This window comes from Sphingobacteriales bacterium, from assembly GCA_012517435.1.
Lineage (GTDB): Bacteria > Bacteroidota > Bacteroidia > CAILMK01 > JAAYUY01 > JAAYUY01.
Window position 1 is genome coordinate 1 of sequence record JAAYUY010000029.1, and the last position, 11,904, is coordinate 11,904.

Annotated in this window: 9 protein-coding genes; 8 read left to right on the top strand and 1 reads right to left on the bottom strand. The window is 38.0% G+C overall.

The genetic code is table 11. The features are described from left to right. Nucleotides 1–1,011: 1,011 nt before the first annotated feature. The 8 genes from GX437_01790 to GX437_01825 all read left to right on the top strand — a co-directional run bounded on the left by GX437_01790 (nt 1,012) and on the right by GX437_01825 (nt 9,904). Nucleotides 1,012–1,758: a YebC/PmpR family DNA-binding transcriptional regulator gene (locus GX437_01790; protein NLJ06380.1), complete on the top strand. Its 747-nt coding sequence runs from the start codon at nt 1,012–1,014 to the stop codon at nt 1,756–1,758. A 256-nt stretch (nt 1,759–2,014) separates the two neighbouring features. Further along, entirely contained in the window at nt 2,015–2,533 is a 519-nt protein-coding gene (ruvC, locus tag GX437_01795; GenBank protein NLJ06381.1) for a crossover junction endodeoxyribonuclease RuvC, read from the top strand. A gap of 272 nt (nt 2,534–2,805) precedes the next feature. Further along, nucleotides 2,806–4,659: an NADH-quinone oxidoreductase subunit E gene (locus GX437_01800; protein ID NLJ06382.1), complete on the top strand. Its 1,854-nt coding sequence runs from the start codon at nt 2,806–2,808 to the stop codon at nt 4,657–4,659. Then, the gene (locus tag GX437_01805) at nt 4,660–5,574 is read left to right on the top strand and encodes a hypothetical protein (GenBank protein ID NLJ06383.1); all 915 of its coding nucleotides are present in this window, start codon (nt 4,660–4,662) and stop codon (nt 5,572–5,574) included. It begins immediately after the preceding gene. Between the two features lie 3 nt (nt 5,575–5,577). Next, the gene (locus tag GX437_01810) at nt 5,578–6,192 is read left to right on the top strand and encodes a hypothetical protein (protein ID NLJ06384.1); all 615 of its coding nucleotides are present in this window, start codon (nt 5,578–5,580) and stop codon (nt 6,190–6,192) included. 3 nt (nt 6,193–6,195) lie between these two features. Beyond that, entirely contained in the window at nt 6,196–7,623 is a 1,428-nt protein-coding gene (locus GX437_01815) for a hypothetical protein (GenBank protein ID NLJ06385.1), read from the top strand. A gap of 7 nt (nt 7,624–7,630) precedes the next feature. Next, nucleotides 7,631–9,151 (top strand): NADH dehydrogenase subunit, encoded by a 1,521-nt coding sequence (locus GX437_01820; protein ID NLJ06386.1) that lies wholly within the window; start codon nt 7,631–7,633, stop codon nt 9,149–9,151. Nucleotides 9,152–9,154: 3 nt separating this feature from the next. Continuing rightward, entirely contained in the window at nt 9,155–9,904 is a 750-nt protein-coding gene (locus tag GX437_01825; GenBank protein ID NLJ06387.1) for an NADH:ubiquinone oxidoreductase, read from the top strand. 154 nt (nt 9,905–10,058) lie between these two features. On the opposite strand, the gene GX437_01830 is transcribed toward GX437_01825, so the two are convergent. Beyond that, nucleotides 10,059–11,819, bottom strand: coding sequence for a PAS domain S-box protein (locus tag GX437_01830; protein NLJ06388.1), 1,761 nt, complete (start codon nt 11,817–11,819; stop codon nt 10,059–10,061). Nucleotides 11,820–11,904 lie beyond the last annotated feature (85 nt).

The following is an 11,904-nucleotide window of genomic DNA, read 5'->3' on the forward strand; positions in this document are numbered from 1 at the left end:
TAAATGGACTTACAATTAGAATTGATGTAAAAATTAACCAATATTTTAACAAACTTTTTTTCATAAAAAAAAGGTTCCGGCATTACACCGGAACCTGATTAACCATTTTATTTTTATACCACTTTCATAGTTTTTAAGCCAGATGAATTATATGTTTGTGCAAAAAGCATGTTCAAAGATAAGGTAAAAATGACCAATAGACAAATTTTTTTATACAAGTTTTCATAAGATAAGATATTAGAGTTTATTAAAGTTTTTTGCCTTAAACGAAAACCAAAACCTTACCTTTGCAGTAAGGTTTTGGGGTGGTTAAAAACACTCGGAGCGCGTTTTAAACCCTTGGTTTTATTAAGCTAAGTAAACCCTAAAACTGTTTTTTTACTACACCCATCAAAGCAAAAGTAAGACATTGAAAGGAGCGAAAAATTATCAGGCCGTCCCTACGGGACTTAGCTCTTTTATTTTGTTAGGTGTTACCATAAGATCGTCCCTACGGGACTCAAGCGGGTTTAGATTTTTTGTTTTATGAGACAATCATAAAATCCGAAAACGCCATCAGCTCCCCTCTCTTTTCAAAAGAGTGGGGCCGGGGGTGAGTTAGGAAAACAACCCATATTAAAGCCGTCATTCATTAATTACGAAGAATTAGGCCGTCCCTACAGGACTTGGCTCTTTTATTTTGTAGGTGTTACCATAAGATCGTCCCTACGGGACTTGAGTGGGTGTTGATCTTTTATTTTATGAAACAATCATAAAATCCGGAAACGCCATCAGCTCCCCTCTCTTTTTGAAAGAGAGGGGCCGGGGGTGAGTTAAGTTTATCAAAAGAATAATTCCGGCTATCAAAAAGGAAATCATAATCAAATGTTAAAACCAAAAGTTCATTTAACAATTCTTCATTGTAATTTTTATCATTCCGGGCACTAATTCAACTCCGATAAAAATTCAGGATAAAGGCTGAAATTCAGATTAATGAAAACAATGTATTTTTGCACCAAAAATCAGATAATTATGTCAGGACATAGTAAGTGGTCAACCATAAAAAGAAAGAAGGGAGCGAAAGATGCTGCCCGTTCAAAGGTTTTTTCAAAACTGATCAAAGAAATACAAATAGCGGTCAGGTTGGGAGGCCCCGACCCGGAAGCTAATCCGCGTTTAAGGTTGGCAATTCAGAATGGAAAAATGGAAAATCTCCCGAAAGAAAACATTGAACGGGCTATTAAAAAAGCATCAGGCGCTGATTCTGAGGCTTACGAAGAAGTAGTGTATGAAGGCTATGGCCCGCACGGGGTCGCTATCATGGTGGAATGTACAACTGACAACACCAACCGAACCGTATCTAATGTGCGTTCGTATTTTAATAAATTTGGCGGAAGTCTTGGAAAAACAGGCTCACTGGAATATATTTTCGATCAGTTGGGGGTTTTTACCTTTAAAAAGGGGAAAATCAACCTCGAGGATATTGAACTCGACCTGATTGATGCCGGTGCAGATGATATTGAAACCGATGAGGAATACATTACAGTTTACTGTGCCCGCGAAAACTTTGGGAATATGCAGAAAAAACTGGAAGACCTTAAGATTGACCTTGAAAATGCAGGCCTGAAACGGATACCCAACAACACGAAAACACTCTCTGTTGCTGAATTTCAGTCAGTGATGAAGCTGATCGATATGCTTGAAAATGATGATGACGTTCAGAATGTTTATCATAACATCGAGCTAACCGATGAATTGGTGGCAAGTATGGATGAGTGAAACCTTCAAAGCAAAGTTTGCTAACTGAAAAATTTTTCTGCTTTTTGAAATGAGTGTGAAAATAGCTTCTATGTTGATTATCCATAAAAAAAGTGTGTCATCAAAAGAAATATATAAGTGTGGAATGTCTCAGGAAAACCTGTATTTCTTTTAATAAAATCCGGAATCTCCGGCAAACAAGCTATCTTTGATTTTTAATTAAAACGTTGAATTGGCTGAGAAAATCATACTTGGCATTGACCCCGGGACGACCATCATGGGTTATGGCCTGATCAGATGTGACGGAAAAAAAGTGGAGTTGATGCAGTTTGGGGTAGTGAATCTTTCCAAGGTGAAAGATAACATGCTGAAGCTTAAAATGATATTTGAGCGTTCCCTGCACCTGATCGAGCAATATAAACCTGATGAGTTGGCTATTGAATCTCAGTTTTATGGCAAAAATGTACAGTCAATGTTGAAATTAGGGCGAGCACAGGGAACTTCCATAGCAGCAGCTTTGTATCGGGATATACCTATTTTTGAATACGCTCCGAAACGCATCAAACAAGCCATTACAGGAAACGGAAACGCCTCAAAGGAGCAGGTAGCTGCCATGCTTACCCGCTTGTTAAACATTACCGAAGTTCCTGAATTTCTTGACGCTACAGACGGACTTGCCGTGGCTATGGCTCATTATTTTACAGGGAATAAACCAGATTTCAGTGATGGTAAATCTTATTCCTCATGGGAATCGTTTATCACCAGCAATCCTGACAGAATCAAAAACAGAGATTGAATGCCTGATGCTACAATTTCAGAACTATGTTTTTATTGTTTTAATATTACCAATAACTTTGCTTTTCATTAAGAACGTGAATGAACCCATTTATTTATACTTTTCAATAATTTCATAGCAATCCGGATCCAAAAATGGAGGCTTCAATATTTATTTCGATTTTAACAGTTTCATTTTTAGTTTTCCTTTTACCTAAGCAAATAAAATATTACTTCAGCCTTATATTATTAATAAGTACAGTCTTTTTAACTTCTTTTTGGAGCATCCACGTTTTGTTTTCAAATATTCCGATTCGGGAAATTGAAACAGATATTCCTTTTTTTCAAAACAATTTTCATCTTACTATTGATAAACTCTCATCTTTTTTTATTCTGGTAGTTAACCTGACTGTTTTAATTGGTTTTCTTTATGGAAATGGATATTTAAAACCTTATCATGAAACCAAAAATCCGCTAAGATTTTCCATTCATTTTTTTGCTTTACTGTGGCTGTACTTTTCAATGTTGCTCGTGGTGATGCTCCGCGATGGTTTGGCATTTATTATTGTTTGGGAAATCATGGCTTTATCATCATTTCTTCTTGTCATATTTGAAGCTGAAAAACGTGAAATTTTAAAAGCAGGCATCAGTTATCTGATACAAATGCATGTAGGGATGATTTTTATACTTGCAGCGTTACTTATTGTCAACAAGGAATCCGGTGAGATGAGTTTTGATGCGTTAAAGATTTATTTTTCCAATCACTCCAATTTGCTGCTCTTTTCATTGTTTTTTATTGGTTTTGGAATAAAAGCAGGCTTTATTCCCTTGCATACCTGGTTGCCGGATGCACATCCAGCAGCACCTTCCCATGTGTCGGGTGTGATGTCGGGTGTAATGATTAAAATGGGAATTTATGGGATACTGAGAGTTCTTATATCGGTTCAGACTGATTTGCTGATTATTGGAATGATTATACTGGTGGTTTCCTTAATCTCAGGAATTATGGGGGTAATGATGGCTATTGTGCAACACGATCTGAAACGATTATTGGCCTATCACAGCATAGAAAATATTGGTATTATCGGGATAGGTATCGGACTGGGAGTCATTGGATTGGCTACTGATAATTCCGCACTGACTCTTCTTGGTTTCAGCGGGGGGATTTTACATGTACTAAACCATTCTCTTTTCAAATCACTTTTGTTTTTTAATGCAGGATCGGTTTATCTTGCTACACATAGCCGAAATATCGAGCAAATGGGCGGATTAATGAAAAATATGCCCAAAACGGCAGTCCTTTTTCTGATTGGCTCACTGGCAATTTGCGGCTTGCCTCCTTTCAACGGTTTTATTTCTGAATATCTGATTTATCTGGGGATGTTTAAAAGCCTTTCTGCTGCTAATTTATATCAGTCTATCGTGATTTTAGGGAGCATTGTTGGACTTTCACTAATTGGCGGATTAGCCATTTTCTGTTTTACCAAAGCTTTCGGAATTGTATTTCTCGGAAGTCCGCGTTCTGAGGCAGCAAAACTGGCAAAAGAAGTGAGTAACAACATGATATTACCTCAATACATCAGTATTGTCATTATTCTGGCAATTGGTTTGGCGCCATTTCTTTTTGTAAAACCTGTTTTTACAATGGTTTCAGGGATGTTTGTCATACCGGAATTGGGTAACATAACTAATCATTCCCTGACTAATCTTTCCCAGATAAGTCTGATTGGAGGAATTTTCATTCTCACCGTAGTCATTTTGCTTGTTTACCGATATTATCATCTCAAAACCAAAACAGTTGAGATAGGTGAAACGTGGGGTTGCGGCTACACCGCAGGCACATTTAAACAACAATATACTGCTACTTCCTATGCCGATAACTTTATTCAGCTGGCAAATCCCTTGTTGAGGACAAAGAAAGTATCACCCAAAATCACAGAAGATGAAATTTTTCCTGATAAAAAGTCATTTCAATCACATAGTATCGATGTTTTTAAGACCCTATTGATCAACAAACCTACCAATTGGTTTTTAGGATTGTTGAAGAAAATTGCTGTGATGCAAACCGGACAAATCCAGCATTATATCCTGTATGCATTCATTTTCATGCTGTTACTGCTACTGTTAACCTACTTAAATCTGGTTTAAATGGCAGGATTCATTCTCATATTGATAGCAGCCCTCTTTTTCCCCGGAATCATTCTGAGGACGAAAAGCATTGTCTCGGGCAGAAAAGGACCCGGAATATTTCAGCCCATCAAAGATATATGGGTATTGATGCAAAAAGGAAGCGTTTTCAGTAAAACTACCGGAATAATCTTTCAGATTGCACCTGCCATTACGTTGGCGACTATATTATGTTCTGCCTTGGTAATTCCCTTTGCATCACAGCGTGCCGTTATTTCTTTTGAGGGAGATTTTTTATTCTTTGCTTATTTATTAGCTATAGGTAAGTTTTTCGCTATCATTGCAGCCCTTGATACCGGAAGCAGCTTTGAGGGGATGGGAGCCAACCGCGAAGCACTTCTCTCGATGCTGGTGGAACCTGCTTTTTTTATCCTCCTTGCCACATTTGCCATGCTGACGGGTTACACTTCTTTTTCCGACATCTTCAGCCAGTTTTATATTTCAAACAATCATTACCTGATGATTTACAGCATTATAGGTTTCTATTTGCTGATTCAAATTGCCATGATCGAAAACAGCAGACTTCCTATTGATGATCCTAAAACCCATCTTGAACTTACCATGATTCATGAGGTAATGATTCTGGATAACAGTGGTTTCGACAAAGCTTTGATTCATGCCGGAACTTATCTCAAGTTTGCCATTTATGGGGCATTGCTCACGAATGTGCTGGTGCCTGCACACTGGAATATCTTCCTTCAAACAGCTTTATTCTTTGTAATACAGTTGTTTTTTGCAGTCGTTATTGGTTTGATGGAATCATTCAGGGCAAGAAACAAGATGAACAAAAACCCGAAATTTGTTCTTACTCTTTCTGCCATTTCTTTACTTGCATTTGTTGTTGTTTTAATTCTCACCAGAAAATTAATTTCATAAAGCATGGTAAATTATCTGATCGTTTTGTTTGCTGTTACCCTTGTTTATCTCAGTATTACCGAGCGGTTCAGAATTTATGCGGGGCTGATTGCTTTGCAGGGTTTGTTGCTCTTTGGTATTACTTTTCTTGAACTTAACGAGGTAACTACTGCCAATTTAATATTTATTGCTGCCGAAACCCTTATTTTTAAAACCATTGTGGTTCCTTACCTTATTTTTCGTATCATCAGGCAAACAGGAGTTTATAAGGTACACGAGTTAGCCATGCCCGGTTTTTATATTCTGATTTTTACGATTATCTCATTGCTGATCAGTATATTATTAGCCAATCAACTGATCAATCCTTATATCAATACCGTTTACATGACCATTGCTCTTTTCACAATGTTCACCGGCTTACTCATTGTAGTTACCCATAAGCTTATTCTATCGCACCTGATTGGCTTCCTGATTCTTGAAAACGCTGTTTTTATGTTTTCATTAGCGGTTGGCAACGAAATGCCCATGCTAATCAATATCGGGATACTGCTCGATATTTTCGTAGGTGTTTTGATCCTTAGCTTTTTTGGATCAAAGCTAAAACCACATATCGGGGAATTGACGAAATTAAAGGATTAGACAATGGCATTATTATCATTTTTCATCCTATCAGCCATCATGAGTATCAGCATTGTGATAATCAAAAACAGGATACTCACCAAAATTTTGACCATTGGCTTTGCCATCATTCATCTTTCTTTTGTTGCATATTGCTGGATTAACCTGAACAAAACCGAGCTGGATTATTTTACTTATGATAGTTTGGGATTGTTGTTTTTGTCTATTTTATCAGTAATAAGCATCCCCGCTATTTACCATAGTTTTATTTATCTGAAAAATGAGGACATCAGAAAGTTTACCATTTACAATGCTGCTTTTATTGCCTTGATCACCTTTATGTCAGGTGCTTATCTGGCAAACGGAATGGCGGTCATCTGGATTTTTGTAGAGGCAACAACTTTGGCTGTGGCAGCTCTCATTTACCACGATCGCACCGAACTTGCCCTTGAAGCCACCTGGAAATACATTTTTGTTTGCTCCATCGGAATTGCACTGGCTTATATCGGAATTCTTTTTCTAAGCATGACCATGCATGGAACAGGCATCAGCGATTTATCATTTTCTTCAATGACCAGAATGATTTCTAATGCCAATCCTTTGTATTTAAAAATAGCATTTGTATTCATCTTTGTTGGCTTTAGTACTAAAATGGGACTTTTTCCTATGCATACCATCACTATTGATGCACATTCCGTTTCACCTCCACCTATTAGTGCATTAATTTCAACAGCTTTAATGAATGTAGGTTTTTTAGCTATTTTCAGAGCCTATTCATTTTTATCATCTTCTGTTATTTTACCTTTCATGAGACAGGCTTTTATCATAGCCGGATTATTATCGCTGCTAATATCTGCTGGCTACATGCTCAAAGCCAAACATCTTAAGCGAATGTTGGCGTATTCAAGTCTCGAAAATATGGGGTTGGTTGCAATTGGGGTAGGTGTTGGTGGAATTGGTTATTATGCTGCGGTATTAGTCATATTATTGCATACCTTAACAAAAGCAAGTTTGTTTTTTCAAATGGGGCAACTTTCACGGGTACTCAAAACTTTTAAACTGGATGAATGTGGAAATTATATGAAACTTTATCCTGCAGGAGCATTGGTTTTAATTACAGGAATGTTATGTATCCTTGCCATACCCCCATCCGGTTTATTCATTTCTGAGTTTATTTTATTAAAAGCTATGGTACTCAATGGTCAATGGTTTGTTTTTGTTGGTACTGTTTTACTGCTTTGCTGTGTGATTTACGCCATGAGCACCCGAATTATGCATATTACCTTTTCCGATTCAAGAAATCCCGATCAATGTCGTGTCCCGGGAAATGTTAATCCGGTAGAAACAATATCTCAATTCATCTTTCTTGGATTGGTGATCATGCTGTGTTTTTATCAACCACCAATTCTGGTTGATCTGATCAATCAAAGCATTTCAGTTTTACCCAAATAAGAATCAGATGAGCAAGGAATCATATATCATATTGAAAAACAATTCGTTGCGTGTAGATTTTACAGAAATTCCTGTACTTGAATACACTCTGTTTTCTGATTTAGTCAAATTGCTTCTAAAAGAAGATTTCAGGCATTGTGTGGCTTATTATGCTTTTGAAGAAGATCAGAAACTGAAATTTCTTTGCTGCATTGCTGACGATCAATCCCATGAATTATTTGTTTTTTCTCATGAAGCAGGTAAAAACGGACTTTCATTAAAATCACTGACACCTGAATGTCCTCAAATGCAGAATTTTGAGCGGGAAATTCATGAGAATTTCGGAGTTCAGTTTGAAGGTCATCCCTGGTTGAAGCCTGTCCGATATTCTTATCATCGTGCAGACCAATCGAAGGTGATGGACAATTATCCTTTCTTTGAGATTGAAAGTGAGGAATTGCACGAAGTGGGAGTAGGGCCTATTCATGCCGGAGTGATTGAACCCGGTCATTTCAGGTTTATTTGTAATGGAGAAAATGTGTTGCATCTGGAAATTCATTTAGGTTATCAGCATCGCGGAATTGAAAATTTGTTTTTAGAAAAAGAAAATCCTCTTCAGAGATGCATATTGGCTGAAAGCATTGCAGGAGATACAGCAGTAGGGCATGCCCTTGCACATGTCCAGCTCATGGAATCATTGGCTGGAATTACGATAAATAAAAGGCTTCAGATAGAACGTTGCATAGCGCTTGAACTGGAACGACTGGCTGTTCATATAGGCGATACGGCTGCATTGTGTACGGATGTAGCTTATCAGTTGGGACAGGTGGTTTGTGAAGCCCTTCGGACAACCATCATCAACTCGACCCAATTGTGGTGTGGCAATCGTTTTGGAAAAGGTTTGATTCGTCCGGGAGGGACAAATTATCCGTTGAATGAGACTGTTACAGATCATATTGAAAAGGTTCTGGAAGATACAGGGAAACGCTTCATGAAATTAACGGATCTCATTTATTCTTTACCCAGTGTTTTGTCCCGTTTCGATGGGATTGGGATAGTAACCAAAGAACAAAGCCTGACGATAGGAGCAGTCGGAATGGCTGCCCGAACAACAGGAATTCCAAGAGATGTCCGCAGCTCACATCCGTTTCAGTTTTTTAAAAGTTATAAAGTTGAACCGGTTTTAACCAGTTCCGGTGATGTTTTGGCAAGGGGAATGCAGCGAAACCTGGAAGCCCGCCAGTCTATCCATATTATTAAGGAACTGATTTCAGAATGGCAGAAGCTTAGCGATGAACTTCAACTCCCCGATTATCACTATCAGCTTAAACCAAACAGTTTTGCTGTTTCTATGGTGGAAGGATGGAGAGGAGAAATTTGTCATTCAGCAATCACTGATGAAAGGGGAAGGGTCATTCATTACAAAGTTAAAGATCCTTCCTTTCACAACTGGATGGCTTTGGCTCTGGCAGTTCGGAATCAGGAAATTTCTGACTTCCCTGTCTGTAATAAAAGTTTTAATTTAAGTTATTGTGGTTTTGACCTGTAAAATATGCTGAGAACTCTTAAAATAATGCGAAGTCACGGGAAACAGTATGTACCCGACTTAAAAAATGTGGAATTGGCTCCTCTGTTCAGGGGAAGACCTGAAATCAGCGAGGATATTACCGTTGAGGAGATTAATGATGTGTCAAAAATCTGCCCGACAGATGCTATTATAGCTGATGAATTTGCTATTGATCTTGGAAAATGTGTCTTTTGTAAGGAATGTGCATTTGCCTTGCCTGATAAAGTTCGGTTTACCAATGATTACAAAATAGCCACTAACAATCGCAATAACCTGATTATCAGAAAGGGAGCTAAATCTGTAGATTTTGATGAAAATGTAGTCAGGAAAGAAATCAGGAAGTTGTTTAAAAATGCTCTGAAACTCAGGCAAGTATCGGCAGGAGGCGACAACAGCAACGAAATGGAGTTGAATGCTGCCGGAAATGTCAACTTCGACATGGGTAGATACGGAATTGAGTTTGTTGCCTCACCCCGCCATGCTGACGGGATTGTTATCACCGGACCCATTACCGAAAACATGGCTGAAGCCCTACAGATTTGTTTTGATGCGGTTCCATCTCCCAAAATCATTATTCTTGTGGGAACTGATGCCATTAGCGGTGGTATTTTTAAAGATAGCAAAGCCCTGAACAGAAGTTTCTTGGACAAATATCCTGTTGACCTCTTTGTGCCCGGCAATCCTGCACATCCGTTAAGTTTTGTAAACGGGGTTTTAAAGTTGATTGGGAAGTAATTCTTTTATTAATTTCTTCCTCTGACTTTATACGCTTTCAAAACTGACAAAAAATAATCTTTTAGCACTGAAAATTATTTTTCTCAATTGACTTCTCTACGACTTTTCAACATGAAAAGAGATTAAACAATGAAGCCTGAACCGGATTTATCTCTCATGAATCTGCAGGAACAGGAAATTGCAGGATGACACGGGTCCCTTTACCCGGCTTGCTGTCAATGACAATAATGCCGTTATGCAGCTCCATGAACTCTTTTACCATAAAAAGCCCGAAGCCGGAACCCTTTTCGTTTTTTGTTCCCAAAGAAGTCTGCTTTTCTTTAAAATCAAAGACATTGGTCAGAATCGCCTCACTCATTCCGGTTCCATTGTCAATCACTTCTATTTGTATGTGGGATTTTTCCCCTTTTGCTTTTAAAATAATTTTCCCTGAAATTGGCGAAAATTTAATGGCGTTTGAAAGCAGGTTTCTCATGATGGCAGCGAAAATTTGTGTATCTGTGTAAATTTTTAACTCAGGATCAATGATGGTTTCAATTGAGATTTTTTTAACAAGAGCCTGATAGTTCATCAGGTCAATCACTTTTACAATCAGTGTTCTGCAATTGTACCACGTAGGATTAAAAAGATTGACATTTTTAACTTTAGCCCATTCCAATATATTTTCAAGCAGAGAAACAGTCATCTTTGAATTGTTATTCAGCTCGTTTAAAACCTCCCTTTTTGTCTCTTCATCCAGCTCATGATCGAGAAGAAGATACTCTATCGCATTGCTGATACCTCCAATTGAATTTTTTAAATCGTGAGAAATGATGCTGAGCAATTTGTTTTGAGTATTGGCAAACTCCTCCGTTTTTGCTTTGGAAGCTGAAAGTGCCAGCTCTGTGAGTTTTCTTTGTGTAATGTCTCTGATAACAATCAGGAAATCTCTTTTTTTCTTCCCTTCATCAATGATGGAAATGAGCAGGTGCAGGTATTTGATGTCTTTGTCGGGTAGCCTGAGTTCAGTTTCCGCTTCAGTTCGGCCATGTGTTACTAAAGTTTTTACTTCCTGAATAAATTCGGGAAACGTTTTCTCAATGGAACGAACTTTTATAAAATCTGATTCAATAAGTTTATAAAAAGCGGGGTTTACAGCTTTGATACGCTGATTATTATCCATGATTATGACAGCATCTTTCATGTTTTCAAACAAAGCCTGATGAGCCATCGGGAGGATACTCAGAAAGTGAAACCTGAAAAGTCCGATAAATAGAATAAGTCCGGTGGCAGCAAAACTGACGGGCGTTAAATCAAAACTAAACAGATCGCTTTTACTGACCATATATAAAACATTGGTCAGAACAGGAATAAGTCCTGCAATACCAAAAAGGATTGCATTCCATTTATAATCAGCTGGATTTTGGAAGGCTGCTATTACCACAAGGATAAATCCGCTGAGAAACAACAGGTAAGTATAGAATGAATTAAAAATTACCAAAGGGCCATGACTGTAATGGATAAAAAGTCCAAATTCATTGGTGTAGGGGGTGGCCTGCTTCCATATCAGCCGGTGATAATCATTTGTAAATGCTGAAATAATCAGTAAACAGGAGATGATGAGGGTTATGTTAAGGATGCTCCGTGTGAGTCTGTTTTTCAAAGCAGTGAAATTCAGGGAGAATCCCAGCCATGCCGGCCCGATGGTGGCGATGCCCAGATATGAAAACTGAGACCAGAAAATTTTTTGTTCAGGAAGACGTGAAATCAATTCCATGGTAGAGGCAAAACACCAGATCCCGATGCTGAGCATCAATAGTGAAAAACTTTGGGTATTCCTGACATTATTTTTTCCCAGGCTATAAAGGGCTATTCCCAAGGAAAATACTGTTGAGCCCAGTGAAATAAATATAAAGTCAGAATATTGAAGGCTCATGAGTTTTTTTTGCAAAAATACTGACAGGGACTGAGGGTTTGAAAGTTTTTTATTAAATTTTGTGCTTTTAGCAGTCAATAAAAAA

Coding starts and splice junctions, on each gene's coding strand:
- GX437_01790 (NLJ06380.1), top strand. CDS start 1,012: ATGTCAGGACATAGTAAGTGGTCAACCATAAAAAGAAAGAAGGGAGCG.
- ruvC (NLJ06381.1), top strand. CDS start 2,015: ATGGGTTATGGCCTGATCAGATGTGACGGAAAAAAAGTGGAGTTGATG.
- GX437_01805 (NLJ06383.1), top strand. CDS start 4,660: ATGGCAGGATTCATTCTCATATTGATAGCAGCCCTCTTTTTCCCCGGA.
- GX437_01810 (NLJ06384.1), top strand. CDS start 5,578: ATGGTAAATTATCTGATCGTTTTGTTTGCTGTTACCCTTGTTTATCTC.
- GX437_01815 (NLJ06385.1), top strand. CDS start 6,196: ATGGCATTATTATCATTTTTCATCCTATCAGCCATCATGAGTATCAGC.
- GX437_01820 (NLJ06386.1), top strand. CDS start 7,631: ATGAGCAAGGAATCATATATCATATTGAAAAACAATTCGTTGCGTGTA.
- GX437_01825 (NLJ06387.1), top strand. CDS start 9,155: ATGCTGAGAACTCTTAAAATAATGCGAAGTCACGGGAAACAGTATGTA.
- GX437_01830 (NLJ06388.1), bottom strand. CDS start 11,819: ATGAGCCTTCAATATTCTGACTTTATATTTATTTCACTGGGCTCAACA.